This window comes from Mycoplasmoides fastidiosum (assembly GCF_024498275.1).
Lineage (GTDB): Bacteria > Bacillota_I > Bacilli_A > Mycoplasmatales > Mycoplasmoidaceae > Mycoplasma_N > Mycoplasma_N fastidiosum.
Window position 1 is genome coordinate 165541 of record NZ_CP101809.1, and the last position, 24630, is coordinate 190170.

Annotated in this window: 21 protein-coding genes; 12 read left to right on the forward strand and 9 right to left on the reverse strand. The window is 31.4% G+C overall.

What is annotated here, in order from left to right; genetic code table 4:
- Positions 1–123: 123 nt before the first annotated feature.
- On the forward strand, positions 124–681 hold the full coding sequence (locus NPA10_RS00725; RefSeq protein ID WP_256547632.1) for an inorganic diphosphatase: 558 nt from the start codon (positions 124–126) through the stop codon (positions 679–681).
- A gap of 5 nt (positions 682–686) precedes the next feature.
- The gene (locus NPA10_RS00730; RefSeq protein ID WP_256547633.1) at positions 687–1391 is read left to right on the forward strand and encodes a signal peptidase II; all 705 of its coding nucleotides are present in this window, start codon (positions 687–689) and stop codon (positions 1389–1391) included.
- Positions 1392–1488: 97 nt separating this feature from the next.
- On the opposite strand, the gene NPA10_RS00735 is transcribed toward NPA10_RS00730, so the two are convergent.
- The 6 genes from NPA10_RS00735 to rpsT all read right to left on the reverse strand — a co-directional run bounded on the left by NPA10_RS00735 (position 1489) and on the right by rpsT (position 6356).
- Positions 1489–2544, reverse strand: coding sequence for an ECF transporter S component (locus tag NPA10_RS00735; RefSeq protein WP_256547634.1), 1056 nt, complete (start codon positions 2542–2544; stop codon positions 1489–1491).
- 172 nt (positions 2545–2716) lie between these two features.
- Positions 2717–3064, reverse strand: a complete 348-nt coding sequence (locus tag NPA10_RS00740) for a thioredoxin family protein (RefSeq protein ID WP_256547635.1) — start codon at positions 3062–3064, stop codon at positions 2717–2719.
- A gap of 38 nt (positions 3065–3102) precedes the next feature.
- Positions 3103–4026, reverse strand: coding sequence for a hypothetical protein (locus NPA10_RS00745; protein ID WP_256547636.1), 924 nt, complete (start codon positions 4024–4026; stop codon positions 3103–3105).
- 324 nt (positions 4027–4350) lie between these two features.
- Entirely contained in the window at positions 4351–5721 is a 1371-nt protein-coding gene (gene tig / locus NPA10_RS00750; RefSeq protein ID WP_256547637.1) for a trigger factor, read from the reverse strand.
- A gap of 102 nt (positions 5722–5823) precedes the next feature.
- The gene (rpsU, locus tag NPA10_RS00755) at positions 5824–5994 is read right to left on the reverse strand and encodes a 30S ribosomal protein S21 (protein WP_256547638.1); all 171 of its coding nucleotides are present in this window, start codon (positions 5992–5994) and stop codon (positions 5824–5826) included.
- A gap of 98 nt (positions 5995–6092) precedes the next feature.
- Positions 6093–6356, reverse strand: a complete 264-nt coding sequence (gene rpsT, locus NPA10_RS00760) for a 30S ribosomal protein S20 (protein ID WP_256547639.1) — start codon at positions 6354–6356, stop codon at positions 6093–6095.
- Between the two features lie 250 nt (positions 6357–6606).
- Between rpsT and NPA10_RS00765 the strand changes: the two genes are divergently transcribed.
- Positions 6607–7551, forward strand: a complete 945-nt coding sequence (locus NPA10_RS00765) for a DUF5385 family protein (protein WP_256547640.1) — start codon at positions 6607–6609, stop codon at positions 7549–7551.
- A gap of 2 nt (positions 7552–7553) precedes the next feature.
- Here NPA10_RS00765 and NPA10_RS00770 read toward each other — a convergent pair whose 3' ends face one another.
- A complete protein-coding gene (locus tag NPA10_RS00770; RefSeq protein ID WP_256547853.1) occupies positions 7554–8048 on the reverse strand; it encodes a Holliday junction resolvase RecU in 495 nt (164 codons plus the stop codon).
- A gap of 275 nt (positions 8049–8323) precedes the next feature.
- On the opposite strand from NPA10_RS00770, the gene nusA reads away from it, so the two are divergent.
- The 5 genes from nusA (at position 8324) to truB (ending at position 13731) form a co-directional block, all read left to right on the forward strand.
- The gene (gene nusA, locus NPA10_RS00775) at positions 8324–9682 is read left to right on the forward strand and encodes a transcription termination factor NusA (protein ID WP_256547641.1); all 1359 of its coding nucleotides are present in this window, start codon (positions 8324–8326) and stop codon (positions 9680–9682) included.
- A 33-nt stretch (positions 9683–9715) separates the two neighbouring features.
- The gene (gene infB / locus NPA10_RS00780) at positions 9716–11692 is read left to right on the forward strand and encodes a translation initiation factor IF-2 (protein WP_256547642.1); all 1977 of its coding nucleotides are present in this window, start codon (positions 9716–9718) and stop codon (positions 11690–11692) included.
- 5 nt (positions 11693–11697) lie between these two features.
- Positions 11698–12054: a 30S ribosome-binding factor RbfA gene (rbfA, locus tag NPA10_RS00785; protein WP_256547643.1), complete on the forward strand. Its 357-nt coding sequence runs from the start codon at positions 11698–11700 to the stop codon at positions 12052–12054.
- 8 nt (positions 12055–12062) lie between these two features.
- Positions 12063–12941 (forward strand): hypothetical protein, encoded by an 879-nt coding sequence (locus NPA10_RS00790; RefSeq protein WP_256547644.1) that lies wholly within the window; start codon positions 12063–12065, stop codon positions 12939–12941.
- 70 nt (positions 12942–13011) lie between these two features.
- Positions 13012–13731: a tRNA pseudouridine(55) synthase TruB gene (gene truB / locus NPA10_RS00795; protein ID WP_256547645.1), complete on the forward strand. Its 720-nt coding sequence runs from the start codon at positions 13012–13014 to the stop codon at positions 13729–13731.
- A gap of 116 nt (positions 13732–13847) precedes the next feature.
- On the opposite strand, the gene alaS is transcribed toward truB, so the two are convergent.
- Entirely contained in the window at positions 13848–16556 is a 2709-nt protein-coding gene (gene alaS, locus NPA10_RS00800; RefSeq protein WP_256547646.1) for an alanine--tRNA ligase, read from the reverse strand.
- On the reverse strand, positions 16549–17688 hold the full coding sequence (mnmA, locus tag NPA10_RS00805; RefSeq protein ID WP_256547647.1) for a tRNA 2-thiouridine(34) synthase MnmA: 1140 nt from the start codon (positions 17686–17688) through the stop codon (positions 16549–16551). The genes alaS and mnmA overlap by 8 nt, the downstream gene beginning before the upstream one ends.
- A gap of 1545 nt (positions 17689–19233) precedes the next feature.
- Here mnmA and NPA10_RS00810 point away from each other — a divergent pair.
- The 4 genes from NPA10_RS00810 (at position 19234) to NPA10_RS00825 (ending at position 24593) form a co-directional block, all read left to right on the forward strand.
- On the forward strand, positions 19234–20541 hold the full coding sequence (locus tag NPA10_RS00810; RefSeq protein ID WP_256547648.1) for a substrate-binding domain-containing protein: 1308 nt from the start codon (positions 19234–19236) through the stop codon (positions 20539–20541).
- Between the two features lie 121 nt (positions 20542–20662).
- A complete protein-coding gene (locus NPA10_RS00815; protein WP_256547649.1) occupies positions 20663–22198 on the forward strand; it encodes a sugar ABC transporter ATP-binding protein in 1536 nt (511 codons plus the stop codon).
- 16 nt (positions 22199–22214) lie between these two features.
- Complete coding sequence (locus NPA10_RS00820) at positions 22215–23618, forward strand: sugar ABC transporter permease (protein WP_256547650.1); 1404 nt, start codon at positions 22215–22217, stop codon at positions 23616–23618.
- A gap of 75 nt (positions 23619–23693) precedes the next feature.
- The gene (locus tag NPA10_RS00825) at positions 23694–24593 is read left to right on the forward strand and encodes an ROK family protein (RefSeq protein WP_256547651.1); all 900 of its coding nucleotides are present in this window, start codon (positions 23694–23696) and stop codon (positions 24591–24593) included.
- The last annotated feature ends 37 nt before the right edge of the window (positions 24594–24630 follow it).

Consider the following 24630-nt stretch of genomic DNA (forward strand, 5'->3'; position numbering starts at 1 on the left):
CTAATTTTACTGGATTAATTAATAAAGCAATCAGATTTTCGCATTGAAAAATGCAAAATTTGGCTAAATCAGCTAAAAATGTGTGGTTTACCGATATAATTAAAATTTAGTGAAAGGATTTTTATGAATCAAAAATTTGCAATTAATGTTGTGATCGAAATTCCCAAAGATTCCAACATCAAATACGAATACAACCGCGCTGATCAGCGTCTTTATGTTGATCGCATTTTATATGGCGCTAGTTTTTATCCTCAAAACTATGGTTTTATTGAAAGAACAATTGACTGAGACGGTGATGAACTAGATGCTTTAGTTATTGCTGATCAAGCTTTTCAAGTTGGTTCAATTGTTCCTGCGCGCATTCTTGGCGCGATGAGTATGATTGATGGTGGGGAAAAAGATACTAAATTAATTACGGTGATCGATGTTGATCCTCGTTATAGTACTTATCAAAACATCACTGATGTTCCACCTCATTTATTAGATGAGATCAAAGATTTTTTTGCCACTTATAAAAACTTACAAAAGAAAAAAGTTGAAGTTGGCCAGTTTCATGATGTTAAATATGCAATACAAGAATTGCAAGAATGTCAAAGTTTGTACCAAAATTACAAAAACTTAGCTAAAAATGAATTTTTAAAATTAATGCAAGAAAAACATCCTGAAAAATATCAGAAATAAAATTGATGAAAAAAATTAAAAGACTGATGACTCCTGAGTTTTGGCAAGAAACTTGGGTGCAAATTAAAGAGTATTTACACAACATTTATGTTGTTAATCGCAAAAAACTCTTGCTAAATTATGCATTAAGTTTAATAATTATGACTGTGATTTTTTTAGCAGCATTTTTATTACGGCAAAATGCAATTAATGCCACTTTTCAACCTAGTTTAAATGGTTGAATTATTTTAGCTAACCGAGGAATTTCTTTTGGCTTGTTAACTGGTTCAGCTTGGGTTTATGTTTTACAAATTTTACCCGTAATTTTAACTGGTCTTGCCTTACTAAGAAACATTAATTTTTTTGCAACAGTTGGACTTAGCTTAATTTTTTCTGCGGGATTATCAAATGTAATTGACCGCGGTTTACCTGATGTTTTTGGACAATTTGTTCAAGGTTCAACAGCTGCTGAAAACGGTATGTATATTGCCCGAGATGCTGTAGTTGACTACTGACAAATGTCAGCTAGTGGAGCTGTTTTCAATTTTCCAGATGTCTTTATTATTGTGGGAATTATCTTATTCTTCTTATATTCTTTTTACAATGGTTATATCGAAGCTAAAGTAAAAATGAAAGAAGAGCAAGAACGTGAAGCAGCCGTGACTCAAGCCGCTGCTGAACAAGAACATTTATCTAAATCAAAAAATTTAGATCAGCTTTATAAAAAATAATGAAAATGCATTTTTAATATCCAATCTTTCAAATAAAAAAACTCCTTTGATATCAAAGGAGTTTTTTTATTGCTTAAAAATTATTGTTAATGAGTTTTTAAGAATAATTGACTACTCTTAAATCTTCGATCATATCTTGAACATAATCGTATTTAATAATTGGCAAAATAGTAGAAGCAACTAAGAACACGATTGCGGTATTGAAAACTAGCATTGGCAAAGCTAATAAGAAACGCAATATTAATCATTGATTATAAGGAAAAGTAGAAGTGGTGATATCAAAGATCGGTAATAAGAAAATATCAACACTAATTTGACTAATCAGATTAATGGTTAGTGAGGCAATGAAAATCATGTATCAATTACGTTCACTGGTATTGTGCCCAACCATATTAACATTGATTTTGCCGTATTTAGCTAAATTAATGAACTTTGGTTGGTTTTTGCGACTGGTCACTTTGTATTTGGATAACGGATATAAAACCCAGATCAAAAAAACAATAAAGACACAAGAACCAACCAAAATTCATTTCATCATGTTTTGGGATAAAAAGGTAAAACTAACAATGCTTTCAATTTGAAAGTTGCTTGTTAGAAATTGGAAGCCAACTAAAGTTAAAGCAATTAAAAAGCCAATTAGACTTGTACAAATAACTGCAAAATTAAAATTTTTATTTTGGGAATAAATCATGAAAGTTTTAACTAATCCAGCTAAAAATCCATAACTCATCGCCGCAACAAAATAACCGTAGTGGAAAATTCCTGAAGTTAAGATAACAGTTAATAAATCGGTTAAAGCACCAATGATTAGACCTAATAAGGGACCAAACAAAATGCCGCCAATTCGAATCAAAATACTTTCAATTGTAATTCGGCTACCAACATAAACCCGGAATAAAACTCCTAATGAGTTAGCTGATAAAACTGTTAAAGTAAAAATAATCGCAACCGACATCGAAATGACCATCGCGATATTGGTAATACCCTTAATTTGAGTTCGAGGAATAATATAATATTGTTTTTTTAAAACAATGCGATACCAAATTTTTTTAATTAGGGAAAGAACAAAAATTAGTCCAACAAAACCTAAAAAAATTAAAATCGCTTGAGTCGGTCCAATTGGTGGACCACCCGCATCAACGTGATTATTCATATTTGGTGTAATTCTACAATCTACATATTTTTAATTTTACAATAATTAAAATATTTTGTGCAAGAAACAGTGGCTTGTTAGAGTTTATCAAACAGATCATTGTTAATCGATGAAAAAGAAAAAACCACCTGTTGTAGTAACAAGTGGTTTTTTGATTGCTTCAAATTAAAGATTATTTAACAGCAGAATCGCCAAAAGCTTCTTTAGTTTCAGTTAAAAAATCTTTAGCTGGACGAAAGCCTAAAAATCGTCGCACTTCTCTTTCATCTTGAAAGAAAACAACAGTTGGTAAACTGTGAACACTGTGTGCTCGAGCGCTGTCGATTAAAGTATCAACATTAACTTTGATGATTTGAATATCATCTGCTAAAGAATTGCCTTCATAAACACGTTCTAAAGTATCTTTAAACATTGTACATGGAGGACATCATGTTGCATAAAAATCGACAATAACACGTTTTTCGCTCGCTAATAAACTTTGAAATTGTTCGTTGGATTCAACTTCAATATATGACTTCATAAAATCACTTTTTCCTTTCTAAAAATTACTAAATTTAATTATTTAGCAATTTTGATTAATTGAGTCTCTTCTAAAAGTGGGTCAATGATAATTTCAGGAGTATCAATTTCGAATTCTAACTCAATTTGTTTTTTGTTATCTAACAATTTTTTGAATTCTTTTCCGATTTCAGAATTTAAAACTCCGGAGTTGTATAGGAAAGAAATATCAAATTTAACTTTTAAAACAGGTAAACCCAATTCTAGATCATTTTCTAAATGATTAGCAAATAATCGAGAATTAATGCGGCGATTATAAGATGAAGACAATAAAATTTCTTTAGCTTGGTGCAAATCAATTCCGTTAATTTCAACAAGATTTTGCGCGTAACGATCAATGTCTAAATTAGGAATATTGTTATCTTCAAATTCAGACATTTTTCTAGTTGAACTAGAGCTGCTGGTATATTTTGGACTAGAAGCAACATTAGCACTAGTTGCTACTGGTGATTCAGCATTTGAAGTTTTTGCAACTTCTTTTCTACGATTTCATCAACGAATCAATCGAGCAAAAAAGCCTAATTTTTCTTCTGTTTGAAGATCAGGAACAACTGATTTAACAGGTTGAGGTTTATGAGCTTCAGTGCGGGTTTCAATTGGTTGAACCGGAGTTGATACTGCTTTTTCATCAAAGCTTAAAAAATTACCAGTTTTTAAATCATAAACTACACTACAAATTCATTCAAAATCATTTAAGATCACCTTATGATTTTTTTCATCATAAGATAAAACCGGATATAAAGTGTTGTCAGATTGTTCAGTATCATAAATATAATCACATGAACCATCCATTGATTTATTGAAGACAACTAGTTCGTCTCATAAGCTGTAATCAGGTTGTGCTTTAAGTGATTTAAAATAGCGGATAATGTATTGAACTAATCATGAATTTTCATCAGGATAGACTGGTTTTTTTGATTCCATATTTGTTATATAAAAACCTTGCTTTTTTATTTTTTAAGAATTCTTAAAATTATTAATTTTTTGTTATCAATACACATTTTTAAAGAATGAATTGATGTATGTATGCGCTTTAATTATATATGATTTTTTAGTTAAAGAATCTAGATAATCAAAACAGCAACAAGAAAAAAATCTCTTTTAATCAGCCGCTAAAATGGATTTTAATCCGAATTGATTCGTTTAGAAAAACAATCGTGTTTAAAATATAAAAATTATATTTACTTAGAAATTTAAATACAGTAAATTTGGGATTAAAACAGATTTAAAATCGGTGAACCAATTGATTTATTTTGCAGTTTTAACTGCAGCAGTTTTTTTATTTTTTTGATCTTCAGGTTTTGGTTCTTCATAAACAACATTTTTAGTCAAAAATTGAATGACTTTTTGTTGTAATGCTAGTTTTTTTAAAGCAGTTTTATCTTCAATGGCACTAGCAAATCGGGGATTTTGTTTAGCTAATTCCTCTTTAGCACTTTCTAAATCAGCATCTTCAACAGTGATATTTTCTTTTTTAGCCACAGCATAAGTAAAAGCATAAAGTCTTAAAGCATTTACTGTGTCATAAAAAATGTTTTGTTTCAGTTGTTCTTCACTAATGTTAATCATTTTGATGTATTGTTTATAACCACCTAAAGCTTTAAATGTTTCGTTCAACATATCTACTGATTCTTGGAAGAAAGTTTGGAACTCTTTTTGTACAGTTCGTTGTGGGAAATAACTAAGATCGTGTTCAGGATTAGCAATTAATCAGCGCACAACTGCATCTTTTAAAGCTTTGTTTTTACGTTCGCGTAGTTCTTTAGATAATTTTTTATTAATTAAACTACGATAACCACTAACTGTTTTATCGGTTAAATAAGGAAATTGACTAACAAATTGATCGTTTAATTCGGGAACAGTTTTAGTTTTTACATCGTGAACTTTAATTGCAAACTGCACATCTTGACCTTTTAGTTCTTCTGCATGATATTGTTCAGGGAATTTGACAGTGAAAGTTTTTTCCTCCTCTTTTTTTAAACCAACTAATTCTTCAGCAAAACCAGGAATAAAATTGGAATTAGCTAAATCTAATTCGTAGTTTTCGGCTTTTGCGTTAGGAATTAGTTTGCCATTTAAAGAACCTTCAAAATCAAAAACCACAACATCATTAGCAGTAGATGCTGCATCAGTGGAAGATAACATGGTGTGAGCATTTAATTCTTTTTGAATTTCAGCATCAACATCAGCATCAGTCACTTTAGTTAACTGTACATCAGCTAAATCGGTTGGGATTTTAGAATAATCTCCCATGGTAACGGTTGGTAAAGATTCAAAACCAATTTTTACGGTTGCAACATTGGTTTTAGCATCTAAGTTAGTAATTTCATAACTAATTGGTTCACCAATAATTTCTTCTAAGCGAGCATCTTCATTGGTTTCTAATCAGTTAGAAGCAGCCACAGAAACTTTATTTAAAGTTTTTTCCAACCAAACTTTGCGGTTAACAGATGCTTCGGCCATTTCTAAAGGAACTTTTCCCTTACGAAAACCAGGAATTTTAACTTCACTAGCTAAAATCCGCATTTGTTTCTTCCCAACTTCTTCAAAAATTTCTGGTTCGGTTTCCACAGTTACAAAAGTGGTGTTTTTATCAGTGGTGAAATTTAAAATTTTCATTTCTATCTTTAATAATTTAATTTTTTGTAATTTTTAAATTGGAAATAACTCATTTACTTTAATAAATGTCAAGTCGTATACCAATTAATGAAGTTTGTGAAATTAATATTTTCGTCTTCGTTTTGCGGCTGCTTTAGATTTTTCACGCGCTTTTAGACCGGGACGTAAATAAAAATCATATTTCTTTTTAGTCCGACGAATTTCACTAGAAACACGTTTAAACTCTTTTAGAGCTTGTTCGATTTCGTTGTTAACTACTTTAATTTTTGCCATTGATTTACTCACCTCCCGTTCTTATTAAAATTGAGTGATCAATTCTGCATTAGAAAAAGATCATGCATCTGCCTAATATTAATTTTGCAAAATCAGAATTATTGATTGTTATTCTGAGGAGAATTCATTTTATTAACGTGTTTTGCTAAACGAGATTTCAAACGATTAGCAGTAGATTTTTTGATTAAACCTTTGCTAGCTTTGCTATCTAAAGCTTTAAAAGCTAAATTAACTTTGTCAGAATTACCGGTTGCTTTAGCTTCTTTAATGCGATTACGTAAATATGATTTTTCAGCTTTGTGAACAGTTCGAGCTGCACGGGCACGTTCAGCACTTTTTGCATTTGACTTAATATTTGCCATGATCTAGGTCCTTTCATTTTTCTAAATTTTTGTTTTTTTACGGTTAAAATTAACTATTAGTACAGTTCTAAAAATTACTCGCGCACGAGTAAAATTAACTAATTAATTATATTATAGAATACTAATTAAATAACGAAATTAATCAGGATTAATTATCTGGATTATAACCTATTATTGAAGATATTCAATTAGGTGTATCATTTAATTAAATAATTTGGAACTGGGAAAATATTAGGATTTTTAAAAATTCATGAATCAAATTATCATTATTGTTGTCATTGTCGCTGCAGTTTTGATTTTCTTCTTTGTGAAAAAGGGAAAAGGCAATAAAAGCAAAGACTTAAATAGTTCAAATACTGGTCAAGGCGAAAAGCGGGACGAAGTTTGACGAACAATTAAAGAATTTTTAAAACAAAAAGAGCAAAAAGGTTTGGAAGTTGTTTCCACCTATTCAATCCAACGACCTCGTCAACGGGATTTACATAAACGTTTAAAACAAGCATTAATTTTCGATGCTAAACAAAAAGCTAAACAAACCAAAACAAAGTATCAAGCTCCAGTTATTCCTGAAAAATTTGAATTAGAAGCTTATTTCGAAAATTTAGCAATTGAAACGTTTGAAAAAAGTAAATTTCAGCGTGAAGAATTTAGCACTTCTTCTGAAAATGAAAAATTAGAACCAATTCTTTTTAATAAGTCACACCGTCCAGTGGTTGTAAAAAACCAAACAAAAAAAACTAAAGCATCGAGTGTAAAATTGTTGGTTCAAAAAATTAGTAACAAAGTTTTCAAAAAAGAAACTGATCCAAATGATCCGTTCAACTCCACTCGAGAACGTTATGTACTGATTTTTCGAACCCGTAATCCCCGAACTCGCGAATTATTAGAGCCTCAAGCAATTGAAGTGGAAATTCTGAAAAATGCAATTGATAAGCGCAATACCAGTCGCAAAATCATCATCAATAAAGAATTGGACATGGAAAAAGAAATGGCATGAATCAAACCAATTAAACACCTTGATGATAACAAAGCTTTAGAAGAGCAAAAACGCGCGGAAAAAGCTGCTCAGAAACATGCCATTTATCTGGAGAAAAAGCGCAATGAACAATTGTGATACCAAAAAGGCCCAGCTAAAGTGATTATTAAAAAGTTTGAAGCATTAAAAATTAAAATGGGTTCTAAAGTGAAAAAATAGTTTTATTTTTTATTTAAAAAATCTAACCATTTAATGATGCCAGGAAAATGAATTTGCATTTCTCTGGCATTTTTTTGACACCATTCTAGACTAATTTTTTTAATTTGTTCTTGTTTGAGTTTTTCAATTGCTGCAAAAGGAATGAAATAAATTTTTTCAGCACATAAAAAATTTAAAATTAAAAAAGTGATCCCACCAAATTTTTCAATGCGTTGCATTTGGTAAAATTGATGTTTCTTTAATTGAGTTAACATAAAATCAGGTTGCTGGGTTTCTTTTACTTCAAATTCAATATACTGACCTTGATAAAGTCCATAATAATCTAATCCGGCTTTAAGAATTTGTCCATAAATCCGTCGGTTAGATTTATCAATTTTATTAAGTTTTAAAGGAACATGATTTTTCTTGAAAAAGGCAATATTTTGCATGTAATACCAATCAATCGTATTATTAACTAAAGTTTCAGTAAACATGCCTCGGTTTTGATAAAACTGCATCACTCACCTCCTGTAGTTATTTATTATTGATTTTTCATTAAAAAGGTGAATTAATTATTTGTTATTTAATTGGATTTTAGGCATTAATGGGTTATTTAGTTAATTGATTTTAATCATTTCACTAAAAATTAATCAATTTTGCCAGTTTTCTTGTATAATTACTAGTGAAATTCGTACAAAAAAATTAAGGAGCAAGATTTCAAAAATCTTGCTCCTTCTTGTATGATTAGAAGATTTTAGATCGTTTTTAATTATTCAGAAGAACCATTTATTCGATGAATCCAACTAAAACCAATTCATTAATTACATATATTGAAGAAGTTGCCCAAAAAAATAATTTAGAAATTGAAAAAGTGGCACATATTTTAGCTGATTCTTTTAAAAAAGTTTATTTAAAAGAATTTTCTAGTAACCAAATTCAGGTTGAAATTAATTTGCAAAGCGGGCAAATTAATATGTGACGCTATGTTAAAGTCGTAACTGATGATTTCTTTTATAATGACGGTGACGAAGATGATGAAACATTAATTCCATTATCTAAAGCTCAAGCTTTAGCAAAAAAGAAAAAAACCAAAATCCAACTGAATGACTTCATTCGGGAACGCATTGATTTAGAAAGTTTTGACAAAAAATTTGTGCGCTCCATTTTAAGCATTTTTAACCAACTGATTGTTGAAACAGTGAATAAAAATGTTTGTGAAAAATGGATTAAATACAAAGGTCAAGTGATGTGAGGTCGGGTTGAAAAATTAGATGAAATCAATAACAAAGATTTCAAAGGCGCAGTGATTTTATTAGAAAATCCCGAAGGCGAATCAACTCAAGCTTATATTACTCGTTATGACATGATCCAAACGTCTGATCGTTCAGGTAACCGGATTGTGGAAAATTTAAATCCGGGCAGTACTTATTTGTTTTACATTAAAGATGTGCATGAGTTTTCTTCTGGTTGACCCGTGAATTTAACCCGAACTAGTCCTGAGATTGTTAAATATTTAATGGCTCAAAATATTTCAGAAATCAGTGAAGGCATTGTTGAAATTCGTGGCATTGCCCGATTAGCAGGAATTAAAACCAAAATTGCGGTTTATTCTAATGATGAAGTGATTGATCCAGTTGGTTCTTGTATTGGTCCTAACGGCCGTAAAATCAAAACCATTTCCAACCAGTTACTGAATGAAAAAATTGATATTCTGGAATGAAATGCTGATCCAATTAAATTAATTGTTCAAGCAGTTACTCCCGGAAAAATTTTGGGTTATCAAATTTTAGATGAAAAAGAAATCATCTTAATTACTGATGAAGAAAATTATTTAGTGGTAATTGGGAAAAAGGGCGCTAATATTAAATTAGTTTCCATTTTAACTGGTTGAAATATTGAAGTAAAAACAGTTGCTGCAGCCCGTGAAGAAAAAATCAATTATCAAACAATTGATAACACAACTTATGAGCGGGGCAATATTTCTGATCGAATCTTCCAAAAACACCATGTAAGTTATCAGGATTTCATTGAAGAATTAAATGATGCTGAAACCACCGAAACCAAGCGAACCAAACCCCGCAAGCAACGTCACGATTATTACGAAGAAGATGCAGAAGAAGACGATTATTTTGATGCAGAAGATCTTGAATAAACTTAAAAATTAATTACATCCAGGAGGCCAGATATGAACCAGAAAAAACCAGGAACCAAACCTAGTCGTTCTAGTGCTAAGCCTAATAATAAGAAAGCATCCACTCGACCCCATGGTGCCAAACCCACTAATTCCCGGTTTGTTGGTAGAAAAAAACCCGATCAACGAACCCAAATTGATGTGAAAAAGTCCTTTGAAGCACCCCAAGTTGGATTAAAAAATAATGTTTTTATTTTTACTTCAGCGCTTTCAGTGAATGAATTTGCATCTAAAATTGGCAAACATCCAGCTGAAGTTGTTAAGTTTTTGTTCTTAAAAGGAATTATTGTAACGGTTAACTCCATTCTAACTGAAGAGCAGATTGGTGAACTTTGTCTAGAATTTGGCTATGATTTCGAAAAACGTGATGCAGAACTTAGCGAAGAAAGTTTGTTGAATAGTTTAGCCTTTGATGATGATCCAGCTGATTTAGTACCGCGGCCTCCAGTGGTAACTATTATGGGTCATGTCGATCATGGGAAAACCAGCTTATTAGATCAAATTCGACAAACTAATGTAACTGAAAGTGAACATGCTGGAATTACCCAACACATTGGTTCATACCAAGTAACTAAAAACGGCAAAAAAATTACCTTCTTAGATACTCCAGGTCATGAAGCCTTTACAAAAATGCGGGCTCGTGGGGCTAGTGTAACTGATATTGTTGTTTTAGTTGTTGCAGCAGATGATGGGGTAAAACCTCAAACCATTGAAGCCTTAGACCACGCTCGGGATGCGGGAGTGCGTATTATTGTGTTTATTAACAAAATGGATGTGCCAGGGGCAAATCCGGATTTAGTCCGATCTCAATTATATGATCAGAAACTAGTGGTTGAAGAATTGGGCGGTGATGTGCCGTGTGTGGCTGGTTCAGTAAAACAAAACCAGGGAATTGCAGAATTGTTAGAACTAATTCTGTTTGTAGCTGAACTAGCAGATCTGAAAGCTAATCCCAAACGTTTGGCCCACGGAACAATTATTGAATCTCGTTTAGATAAGGGTTATGGCCCGATTGCCACTTTTTTAGTACAAAACGGAACCTTATTGAAGGGTGATTTTTTAACCCTAAATTCCACCACTGGTAAAGTTCGGATCATGCATAATGATCAGTTAAAAGTGATTGAAGCAGCGGGACCATCCACTCCAGTAAAAGTGGCTGGATTATTAGATATTCCCCAAGCTGGGGATAAATTCTTTGCCTTAAAAGATGAAAAAAGTGCCAAAATTGTTTACCAAAAAATTTCAGAAAAGAAATGGAAAGAACGCATTTTTAACTTATTAAACACCCAAACAGTAACAGCAGATGGTCATAAACGAGTTAACATCATTGTTAAAACTGATGTGCATGGAAGTTTAGAAGCAATTAAGAGTTCATTGGATAAACTGAATGTTGACAAAATTAATTTAAACATTGTGAGTTCAAACACGGGTTCAATTAATGAGTCGGATTTACAATTAGCTAAAATTTCTGGTTCTACGATTTTTTCTTTTAATGTTAAACCAACTAAAATCATCCGCACAATGGCTGAATCAGAAAAAATTATGATTCGGTTCCATAACGTAATCTACACTTTAATTGATGAAGTACAACAATTAATGTTAGGATCTTTAGACCCAGTCGAGATTGAAACGGTTTTAGGTGAAGCAGTGGTTCGTCAATTATGACGACACTCTGATGTGGGAGTGATTGCGGGTTGTCATGTGACTGCTGGGAAAATTACTCGGAATGCTAAAGTGCGGGTTTTACGGGATGGGATTGTCATTTACACTTCCCGAATTGCTTCTTTAAAACATGGCAAAAAGGATGAGAAGGAAATTTTAATCAATAATGATTGCGGAATTATCATTGAAAAATTCCAAGACATTAAAGAAAACGATGTTCTTGAAGCCTTTGAAACTAAATTTGAAGCCCAACATGAAGGTTTAGTTGTCGAAGAAAAAACTAGCAAAAATAAAGCCAAAAAGAGTTAGCAAGCATGAAAGAAACTCGTATTCAAATCCGACGTCTAGAAAAGACAATTTTTCGTATTTTGAACGAAACTTTAGTTAGTGAGCTTGATGATAGTTTTTTTATGACCATTGCTTTTACTGCGGTAAAATTAAGCAATGATAAAAGTTGGTTGACGGTTTATGTTGATCACTTAGATCCTGAAAACGCTTCTAATGCAATTGCTAAATTAGATGCTGTTAAAGGTTTATTTCGCAATAAACTCGCACAAGAGTTAACGATTTATCGGATTCCCCAAATCAAATTTGTTTTTGATGAAGTGATTGAACACGCCAATAAAATTGAAGCGTTAATCAATGAATCACTCAAAAAAATTAAGGATTAAAATTCACGATGAATGATAATAAAAAACCACTCGGCGATGATGAAATTATTGAAGATGGCTTAGATTTAGTTGGTCAAGAAGTCACTCATAAGAGTGATTTAGAACTAGCCAATTTATTTATTGTCCACAATAATGATGCCTTATACAATCCCGAAGCGGCGTTTACTAACATTGATACTGGTGTGGACGAAGAAGCTGAAGCCACTAATCTGGTGACCGGAATTGATGAAGCTTTACGTCGGAAAACTTTAGCTGATGTGCAAAAAAAGCAAATTGTTTTTAAGCACTTATTGGCTGAAGATTACCGCAAAAAATGAGTGAAAGCTAAATGGAAACAGTTCACTAATTTATTTAATTTAGAAAACCAAACTTATAAATCTAAATTTAATTACCAATTAGAAACTGATGACTGAAAAAACTACGAACGGACCCGAATTAAACGCCATCGTAATAGTGAAATCATGCATGGTGATTTTTTAACTTATTCGGATTTACAATTAAGAAACAACCGTTCACTACGAAAGATTTGGTCGATTGAAATTTTAATTACCTTATTAATTTTCAGTTTATCAGTGGTGTTTATGGCATTGTTATCTAGTGTCCGTCAAGCCTTTAATTTAACTGACAATTCCTTAATTGGCAGTACGTTAAACAGTATTTCTACAGCTACTTATGTCTTTTCAGCCTTGGCAATTATTCTATTAATTGTCCCGTATTTCTTTTTATTCACTTCGTGGTTTGTGGTGATTAAAGATGTTGACAAATCCCGGAATTTCCATTATTTCATGATTATGTTTCTAATTTTTGCGGGTATTTTCATTGTCATTGCTACAGGACTAATTATTACTTATTATTCATACAGCTTTGCTTTATGAATTCCCCAATAAAATACCATTAAAATTAATTAAAAACTTAAGCCTAAAAACTTAAGTTTTTTGTTTTTTGAAGGATTATCACATGAACAATTCGTTTAAACAACTTTATACACCCGCTGAAATTGCAGCTTGAAAACAACAAATGTTAACAGCAAAAATTTTTGCAGTTCATAAACCCTTATACTGGACTAGTCAGGATGTGATTAGTTTTTTAAAACACTTCTTGGGAGTTAAAAAAATTGGTCACGGCGGAACTTTAGATCCTTTAGCTGAAGGATTATTAATTGTCGGGATTGATGAAGCAACTAAACAATTAGATCAATATTTAACTGATGCTAAAATTTATCAAGCTGTCATTGGCTTAAACCAAAAAACCAAAACCGCAGATCAAGAAGGTGAAGTAATTGAACAACGCGATGTGGTGGTTGAATTAAAACAAATCCAAACCATAATCAATCATTTTAACGGTTTAGAATACAACCAAACCCCACACCAATTCTCAGCAATTAAAGTGAATGGTAAAAAATTATATGAATACGCTCGAGCCGAAAAACCAGTGGAAATCACTCCCCGCAAGGTTAAAATCCACCAGTTAAAATTGCTTGAATTTAGTTTTCCTGATTTAACTGTGGAATTAGAAGTGTCTAAGGGATTTTATGTTCGCAGTTTTGCTGAAGATTTCGCAGCCAAACTAAACACGGTTGGTTATTTGAAAAAATTGGTGCGTTTAGGTTGTAAGGGCTTTAGTTTGACTGCTGATACGTTAAACATCATGCGTCTGAAAAAATCATTGAAGCAATAACTTATTAGCTAATTGATAAACAGCCCTATTTTGACGAAAAAAATTAATTCATACAATAAAAAAACTACTAGATACAACAGTCTAGTAGTTTTTTATTATCAATTAAAACCAACAGCTTATTTGACTATTCGTTCAATTAAATTAATGACTTCAGCCGCAGTATGGGGTTGAGTAAACGAACCTTGGGCCACTTCCAACCGACCACCACCAGAACCATGCATTTGCTGGTTGATTAATTGCACAATTTGGTTAGCTGAAGTGTTGTGACTAGTTCAAAAAGTTTTACTACCTGCTAAATAATACTGATTAGTATTATTTTTGTAATTAAAAACAACCACTAAATAATGATTTAGCTCATTAAAAAAACTATTTAAAGCCATGTTGATTGCTTTAGGATCTTGGTCTTCTAATTCTAATGCCACAACTAAACCAGTTGGAGTTTGGTTTAATAATTTTTGCGCTAAAAAAGATTGCAGCTGTTTTTTTTGTTCTTGATTAAAACTTACTAATTTTTGACTCACAAATTGTTTTAGTTCTTTGACTAATTCTTTATTAGCATTTCAACTAGATTTAGTATTTTGATTGTTTCATTTGTGCGTTCATTGTTCAATGATTGTTGCAGGGGTTTGTAATTTAGTTAAAGTTGCTAGTCCTTCACTGAATTCATTATGCAGTTTTTGGTTTTGGTTCATTAAAAATTCAGCAACTTTTTCTTTACCTGAAACAGCTTCAATTCGTCATGATCCCGCCCCTTTTGATTCTAAATTGAAGATTAAAAAATCTTCAATTTCCCGACTATTACTAATGTGAGTTCCCCCACATAATTCCAAACTTTCAGCAGAAATTTTCACTAGTCGTAATAAACCAGTTTGTTTTTTATAAGTATCTTCAAAATAAGCATTAGCACCTTGGGCTTTAGCATCTTCTAAAGTGGTTAACACTGTTGTTACTGGATGAGCTTCAGCAATTTTATTCAAAACATAATTTTCAAATTTCACTAAATCTTCAGGTTGAGGTTTAATGTGTCAGCGGAAGTCCAAACTAATTTTGTTTACAGCTTTAGCGGCACCTTCTTGTTTAATATTAGGGCTTAAAATTTGTTTTAATGAAGCATGTAATAAATGTTCAGCTGAATGTTGTCGTGACAATTGCAGCCGTCGCACCGGATCATGTTTAGCAGTTACTTTTTGGTGCAGTTTTAAAGTAGCAGCTGCTAGATAATGCACGTTTTGGTTGTTGGGTGATTTAGTCACGTCACTGACATAAAATTGATCAATTCAACCATAGTCACATTCTTGACCACCTCCTAAAGCATAGATCGGAGTACGATCTAAAATGACATAACCCGGCTCGTGATTTAATTGATCAACTACTTCTCAATTTTGGTTAAATAATCCAATCACTTCAGCACTAATTTCTGTGTTCAAGTAATCAAATTCTGATGGAGTCACAAAATTTAATAAACTATTATTTTGGGTTCCTAAAGCATTTTCATTTTTTAGTTTTTTAGAAATTTTTTTATGTTCATTTAAAAAAATTTCATATTGATCCGCATCGTATTGGTAATTTTTTTGTAACAAAATTTCATCTAATAATTCTTTGGGAAACCCATAAGTTTCAACTAAACGAAAAACTTCTTTAGCATCCAACATGAAACCATTAGCTTGTTCAATCATTTGGTCTAAAATTTTTCAGGCTTGCTCTAAGGTTTTTAAGAATAAACTAAATTCTGAATTAATTAATTGATGAATTTTATTTTTATTGGGATTAAGGTTTAAATAATAAGAACCTAAATTTTCAATTACCGCATTAATGCCAGCATCTAAAAAGTGATCATCTAATTCTAAAATTTTTGCAAACCCAGCAACCCGACGTAAAAGTTTGCGAGCAATATAACCCTGACCTTTATTATCAAAAACTACTCCATCACTCACCATTAAAACAATGGAACGTAAATGATCAGCAATTACCCGATAAATGTAATTGATTTTAGTTTGTTGGGGGTTGTGACTAAAATAATTGGCAACATCATATTGCACAGTTGCATATTTTTGCACAGCACTAATAATGGATTGAAATAAATCAGTGTCAAAATTAGTTGGAGCATCTTGGGAAATGGATAAAATTCGTTCTAATCCTGCTCCAGTATCGATATTTTTTTGTAATAAAGGAGTGTAGTTATTTTGTCCATCATTATTGAATTCAGAAAAAACAATGTTTCAGATTTCAATGAATCGATCATTTTCTAGATCTTCAAAAAATAACTTAGTTCCCAATTTTGCAGGGTCATATTTTTCACCCCGATCATAAAAAATTTCAGTACAAGGACCACAAGGGCCCATACCCACATCTCAGAAATTACGATCCCGATCACAACGAATAATATGAGTAGGATCAATCCCTAAACTTAATCAAATTTGATATGCTTCATCATCAGCTTCAAAGACTGTGAAATATAAAAGTTGGGGATCAACTTTTAAATCTTTTACTAAAAAGTCATAACAAAATTGAATTGCTTCTTTTTTGAAATAATCACCAATTGAAAAATATCCCATCATTTCAAAAAAGGTATGATGGCGTGAAGTTAAACCAACATTTTCAATGTCGTTGGTTCGAATGACTTTTTGCACATTAACCAGTCGTTTGGAGGGAGGTTCAATCTGACCAGAAAAATAATGCTTTAAGGTTGCCACTCCAGAATTAATAAATAATAATGAAGGATCATTATCAGGAATTAATGAGCGGGGCTCTACAAATAAGTGGTTTTGTTTTTTAAAGAAATCAATCCAAAGATTTCTTAATTCTTGACTGCTTAATTTAATCATGAATATTGCCTCAATCAGATTCGTCTAGTATGCCGCCCCCTAAACAATATTTTTGATCGGTTGAATATAAGACTAAATATTGTCCTGGAGCAGTGGTGTTAATTAATTGGTGAGTTAGGGTGATGGTGGTTTGATCAATGTGACTAATAGTAGCAGAAACTAAAGTTCCAGTATGACGAAACCGAACTAGAACCGGAGTATTAATGGTTAGTGGCTCATTGATTCAATGCATATTTAAAATCCGACTTTGGGATTTGTATAAGTATTTGTGAACTAAATTTTGGGGACAAACAAATAAGAAGTTTTTTTCAATGTTCTTAGCACAAACAAACATTGGTTGTTCATAACCTGAAAGTTCTAAACCCTTGCGTTGACCTAAAGTATAAAAACTAACTCCGTGGTGTTGACCTACCACTTGTTTGGTTTGAATGTCTAAAATTAAACCATCCTGAAAAGATAAGTAATTACTCATAAATTGTCGGTAATTTCGTTTACCAATAAAACAGATCCCGGTTGAATCTTTTTTATTTCATACCGGTAACTGGTGTGCTTTAGCAATTGCGCGTACTTCATTTTTATCTTTAATGTGACTTAAAGGAAACAAAACGTGACTAAGCTGTTTTTGATTTAATTGGCTTAAGAAATAAGTTTGGTCTTTTTTAGGATTAGCAGCAGTTGTTAAATAAAATTGTTGATCAATTTCCACAACTCCAGCATAATGACCAGTAGCAATCTTAATGTTGGGGCCAAAATCTGAGATTAGCTGATCTAATAAAATGCCAAACTTAATTTTGGCATTGCAAATCATATCAGGATTCGGGGTTTGTCCGGCTTTTAGTTGTTCCAAACTGGGGACAAAAACGGTTTCTCAATATTGATCAACAAAATTATAAACTTTTAATTTGATATCTAATTGCTGACAAATGGCTTGTACTGCAGCTAAATCAGTTGCATCAGTACACGGTTCTTGATCGCTTTTATGTCCTAAAATATCGTTGTTTAATAAAACATCCCAGTTCCGCATGTAAACAGCTTGTAACTCAGGATGTTGTTGCTTTAATAAAACAGCAGTTACTGCTGAATCAACTCCTCCAGATAAGGCAACGATAATTTTTGGACTTGTACTAATCATAAATTTAAATTATAAAATATTTTTAAAAGTCATCCAAAGAAAACAAAAAAATAACCCTTTTTTCAAAGGGTTATTTTCGTTTGCTTATGCAGCAATAGTTTTCACAATGACTTTTAACGTAATACCTAACAGTAGAATTATAGTTCGTTAATCAAACGCAATTTTCCAGCTTATTTTCGCAAGTCTTCTGTTTTTTGTGAATAGGCAAATTTCGGATTCAAAACTGTTTTAAATAATAATTCCGGAGCTTATCATTTAAGGTTAGGTTAAGGGATAATTATAAGGGTTGTTTTAAAAGATTTAATCGTTAGAATTTTCGAAAGCAAAAATGCTTTAAACTTGTTTTCACAAGTAAGAACTACAATTTGATTAGGTTTTAATAAAACAATTTTTTTAAGATTATATTGGATTCAGCAATAACAATTTGCGAATCATCTTTGTTATTAGATCGAGTTGTTAATCTTATATTATATAAAGCAATTAATACATCATATAAGCGTTTAAAACTACTTAACAAAAGTAATTAGCTTTAAACCCCTAAAGCTTGCTTAATTGTCAGAACTAAGATCAAAACAATTGAACAATTCAATCATTAACGTTGATAATTTTTAAACCGTTGTATTTGTTTCCAACTAATCTGTTTATTAATTCTTTTTATTAAAGGTTAATCGCGTTGTAATTAGGGAAAAAGAAAATTCTTTAAAATGCTCTTTCGCATCAACCTGTTAATCATTCTTAACGGCTGCTTAGGATAATAAAAAAAGTTAGCAAACTATTACTGCATCTAGTCCACTAACAAGAATTTTTATCTTGGAGTTAAGATAAAGAAAAATGCTTATGGTAAAAAACATCGTCGTTGTTACGATAATTTGTAAAATCTTGTTCTTCTTATTGAACAGCTTCACTCTTCAATAATACTATCAAAATATTACGTCCCTAATTATATTGAAAAATCCTTTTAATTTTTGATTTTTTTCTAATAAGTAAGCAAGAAAATATCTAATTTGATAAGTGATGTACTTAAGCTTTTTCTAAATATTTTTATTTACCAATTTACGGAAAAGATTAAAATAATTTCAAATTTTGTCAAATTTATAACAATTTTTGGGCTCAAACCAAATTTAATTAACTTGAGCAGATAAATTTCATAAATCCGAACCATATATACCAGAATTTGCTGAAAAAACTAAATTTAATTTGGCAAAACCCTGTTTTATGATACAAAACTGATTAATCAGTTTTTAATTCGGGATGGACATATCAAAACCCAAAAAGTGAAAAATTCATTATAATTATGCATATATAGTTTGGGAATACAAAATATTTCGAACTAGATTACATAAAATAATTTCAATAATTATCGAAAATAAAGTTCAATTCATTCGTCAATTGACAATGAAGTTATAACTTTATTAATTTTGTTTGCTAACTATATTTTTATAAAAAATTTAGGTTTATTTAGTTTTAAACTTTGAATTTAAATTTTTTGCAGATAAATAAAAATATTTTTTACCTTTAACTTAAATAAAAAGAAGAAAAAATTCTATGAAAATTAAATTTAATAAAAAAATTGGCGTGTTAGCTGGTCTTTTGACAATGTCCAGCTCACTGGTTTTAGCAGCTTGTGGTGGAAATCTTGGCTCAACTGTAGGAGATAGTGATACTGATCGAATTGTTTTAGCAGTAGCAGATCCTGATAATCCACGTTGAGTTCGTGCACGTCAACAAATTACTGAAGGAATCAATTGATTCAAAGATTCAACTGGAAAATCTTATAAAGTTACTTCTGATATTACTAAAGTACAACCGGATCAAACTTCTTTTGTTGAAACCCAAATGAACTTGTCTCCAAAACCAAAAGCGATTGTTGTGGGAGCAGTTAACGATCAAGCTGCAGCTCTTGTTCGAGCAGCACGTCGTGATAACATTCATTTTTTAGCATATGATCGTTTAATCAATAATACAACCGATTATAAATTTTATGCATCATTTGATAATTTTAAAGTAGGTCAATTACAAGGTTTAGCGATTGTTAACGGAATTACTGGTCAAAATTTTACTGAAGTTAGTCAGTTTGATACTTGACTTGCAGTTGAAGCAAATAAAACTACTACAAAAAGTTATGTTAACAAAAATATTTATGCTTTAGGTGGAGCTTCAACCGACAATAATTCAAGCATTTTCTTTGGTGGTGCAGTAAGTGTTATCAATAAATTAACAGAAGCATCTGAAGGGAAAGTTAAAATTATTAACGGAGCTTATAAAGGAAACGGAAACGAACTAGATGAACCTAGAAGTTTTACTCAAGCTTCAGTTGCTGATTGAAACTATCAAGCTGCTCAAACACGAGTGGAAACTTTTGCTTCTAATGAAACTCAATTAAAACAAGTTGCAGCTTTTTTAACTCCAAATGATGGTATGGCTTCAGCAGTGATTAATGTTTTAAAGGCTAGAAGACTTGATCCAAAAAATTATATAATTACTGGTCAAGATGCTAATCCTGAAAACTTAAAATTCATTAACGATGGAGATCAAACAATGACCATATCCAAGCCGGATTTATGAATGGCTCGAGTAGTTGGGGTTTGAGTAGATACCTTGTTGAAAAAAGGTGATTTTGTTGCACCAACCAAAGCATTAGCTGAAGAAATTTTAACCAATATTAAAAACGATGATATTTTCAAAAGTTATGCAGTAAGAGAAGGGGTTGGAATTGACCAATTTATTAAACTAGATGATAGTTTTTATAAAACACTAAAAGACAATCCAAGTTCTGCAGTATTTACTTTTTTACTAGATCCAATTTTAGTTAATAAAACTAACATTAATAAATATTACACACCACAAGTTTAAATAAATTAAAACTAATTTCTTATTTTTAATTTATTATTAAGAATTAACCAAAAGCCCTATATTAAAACACTGATGGATTTAATATAGGGTTTTATTTTAAATACAAGAAATATAAACATTCATGCAAACCGAAAACATTTTAGAATTACATAAAATTACTAAAAAATTTGGACCAGTTATTGCTTTAAATGATGTTTCATTTGTGTTACCTAAAGGTAAAATTATTTCGATTGTTGGTGAAAATGGAGCGGGTAAATCAACGCTTCTAAAAACAATTTCCGGGGTTTATCCATATGGTAGTTATGATGGAGCGGTGATGTTTGATCAGAAATGAACCAACTTTAAAAATGTGAAAGATTCTGAAAAAGCGGGAATTGCAATTATTCACCAAGAGCTTTCTATTTCACCATATTTATCAATTTATGAAAATGTTTATTTAGGAAATTTAAAAACCATTGGACCAATAGTTAATTGAAATTCCATGATTCGTAGTGCCAAAAAATATTTGGATATGGTTGGTTTTCCTAAAATAGATCTTGAAACAAAAGCAGTAGATTTAAGTGTTGCAAATCAGCAACTAATTGAAATTGCTAAAGCTTTAAGTAAAAACGCTAAATTAATTATTTTTGATGAACCAACTTCTTCATTAAATGATCGAGAAAGTTTTTTACTTTTAGATACCATGAAACAGTTAAGAGATGAACATAACATTACTTGTGTTTTTGTTTCGCATAAACTAAAAGAAGTTGAATATGTTTCTGATGAAGTCATTGTTATTCGTGACGGAAAATTTATTTCCCAGTATTCTAATAGTAAAGAAAATCCCATTTCAGAAGATCGTTTAATTAAAGACATTGTTGGTCGAGAACTTTCTAATAAATTTCCCCCACGGGGTGAACCGAATATTGGTGAACCCATTTTAAAATTAGATAATTTTACTGTTGTAGAAAAAGACAATAATAAAGTTGTTGTCAACAATGCATCCATTGTTTTAAATCAGGGTGAAATTTTAGGTATTAGTGGTTTAGTTGGTTCAGGACGTAGTGAATTATTTTTATCAATGTTTGGTAATTCTTATGGAGTACGTAAATCTGGTAGGATTACTTATAAGAATAAAGAAGTGAATTTTAAATTACCAGCCGATGCAATTAAAGCCAAAATTATGTATGCATCTGAAGATCGCAAAAATTTAGGATTGATTCAAAAGTTTTCAATCCACCGAAATATTGGTGATGCATCAATTCATTTGTATTCTAATTTATTTAATGTTGTCAATGAAAATCGCTTAATTAAAACTTCTCAACGTTTAAAAGAAGAAGTGAACATTAAAACTCAAAACATTGAAAATGAAATGGGTTCACTATCTGGTGGTAACCAGCAAAAAGTTTTAATTGCCAAAGCTTTAGCAACTGAATTTGATGTTTTAATTATTGATGAACCAACCAAAGGAATTGATGTTGGATCTAAATTTGAAATTTATAACATCATTATTAAACTTGCCCAAAGTGGCAAATCGATTATTGTTATTTCTTCAGAATTAGAGGAATTATTAGGCATTACTGACCGCATTTATGTCATGAATCAGGGTAAAGTGAAAGGCCAAATTTTAACAAAAGAAGCAACTCAAGAAAAAATTATGCAAATCGCAATTACTTAATTTTTAATTATTAATTATGAATATTGAAAACACTAAAAAATTTGAAGAATCAACAAAAACCAGTCAGGGGTTTTTGGGTAGGACTAGTACACAAATTATTAATTTGGGAAATCGCATTAATCTTTTTTTAACAACTAGTCAACATCAGTTTCACAAAAGTGTTGATCGAATGATGCGACCAGTGCGCGAAAAAACCGCACAAGTATTTAAACCAGTTTTAGATTGAAAGCATCAAGTATTAGACACTAATCCGGTTTATTTAGGAGTTACAAAAAATTTAAATAAGTATTCAATGTTTTATATTGGACTACTTATTTTAATTATTTTTATTGCTACTACTCGGGGTGATATTGTTCGACCAAATATTTTTAATAACATTTTATTGGGAAGATATACTTATTTATTCTTCTTAGGCTTTGGAATGTTATTTGTGATTGTTAGTGGCAACATTGATCTTTCGATTGGAAGCTTAATGGGACTGTTAGCAACAGTAGCGGGATTGCTATTAACTAGGTCTTATAATCCGGTTTTAACAGTCGCAATTATTTTTCTTTTAGGAATCTTCATTGGTTGATTCCAAGGATTTTTAATTGGGTATTTACGCATTCCGTCATTCATTGTCACTTTAGGGGGAATGTTATTGTATGCAGGTTTACAAAAATACATTTTAAATACTGAATCTGACTCTAATAGTTTTAATATTGCTTCTATTGAAAGTTTTCGGAACGCTATAGAAAATAGTATTCCGGATTATACAATTCGAGGCTTTCATTTAGTTTCGATTATTTTATTCATCATCATTTCAGTTGTGATGGTGGCTACTTCTTTACGATCTCGAATTAAAAAAGTTAAATATGGTTTGTTAGTTCCTAAACTTTGGGTCTTTATTTTAACTAACAGTTTAAAAGTTCTTGGCGCTTTAATTATTGGTTTATTGATTAGTTTTTCTGATGCGGGCTTACGTTGGAAAACCATTTATCTATTAATTGGTTTTGTTTTATTTATTTTTGTTTCTACTAAAACTGTATTTGGTCGAAATGTTTTTTCAATTGGGGGAAACCGTAAATCTGCCGAATTAAGTGGAATTAATGCTCGTAAAACCACAACCCAAGTTTTTATCTTAATGGGCTTTTTAACCGCAATTGCTGCAATTATGAATTTAGCTAATAATTCATCTGCAGTTGGTGATACTGGAGTTGGTGAAGAATTAAATACCATTGCTTCTGTATTTATTGGTGGAGCTAGTGCTTATGGTGGTGTAGGGACAATTAGTAATACCTTCTTAGGAGCTTTCATTTTAAGTGTTATTGATAGTGGATTTAACATCCTAAGTGTGAACGTTAACTTACGATATGTAATTAAGGGAGCAATTTTAGTGCTTGCAGTTGCATATGATGTTATTTTCGGGAAACGAAAATAATTAAGAAAAAATTCAAACAAAAAAAACAACAAAAAAGTTTTGTTGTTTTTTTGTGCTGATTAAGGAAACATTACAATGAAACAAACACGAAAATATGGTTGTGTTGATATTGGTGGAACCAATGTTCGATTTGCTTTGGTTGAAGATAATCAAGTTGTCTTTTTTGAAAAATTTAGTGTTGATCAAACTGATCCCATTAAAACTTTAACCCCAATTTTTGCACTAGTGAATGACCATCAAATTACAACATTAGGAATTGCTTGTCCGGGTCCGGCAAAGTATGGTGAAGGGATTATTATTGATCCACCTAATTTGGCGGGGTGACATAATTTAAACTTGAAAAAACTCTTTCAAGAACACACTAAAGTTAGGGAAATGATTTTTGAAAATGATGCAAATGCAGCCGCTTACGCGGTACATCATTATTTTGGTCAAACCATAAATGGAGTGACCCAATTTTATACCATCTCAACTGGTTTAGGAGCCGGATTAATTTATAAAAACGAAATTTTTGGGGGCTATAATCACTTGGCCCAAGAAGTAGCTCGAGCACCATTAGCTCCGTTTGTAACCAAACAAACTTGAAATTTATCACCCCATGCTCTAGAGTTATTTACCAGTGGGACAGGTATGGTGAATCGGGCTGATACTTTGGGTTTAAAAGGGGTTAATGCCAAATGAATTTTTGACCATTATCAAAAAAATCCAGTTGCTACCCAAGTTGTTGATGAAGCAATTGTGACTTTATCCCATTTATTTGCTACTTCGATGGCATTTGCTGCGCCAAATTTATTTGTTGTGGGCGGTTCAGTGGGAATTCATAACCAGTGGTTTGTCGAAAAAGCTTTTGCTCGGGCAAAAGCTTTATCATGACCAAACCAATACGCCCAAACTCAATTAGTATTTGATACTTTAGGTGATGATGTAGTTTTGATCGGCTTAAATTATTTAATTCGACACCAATTTCAATCATAATTCATCTTGATAACATTAAAAAATCCTTGGTTAGTAA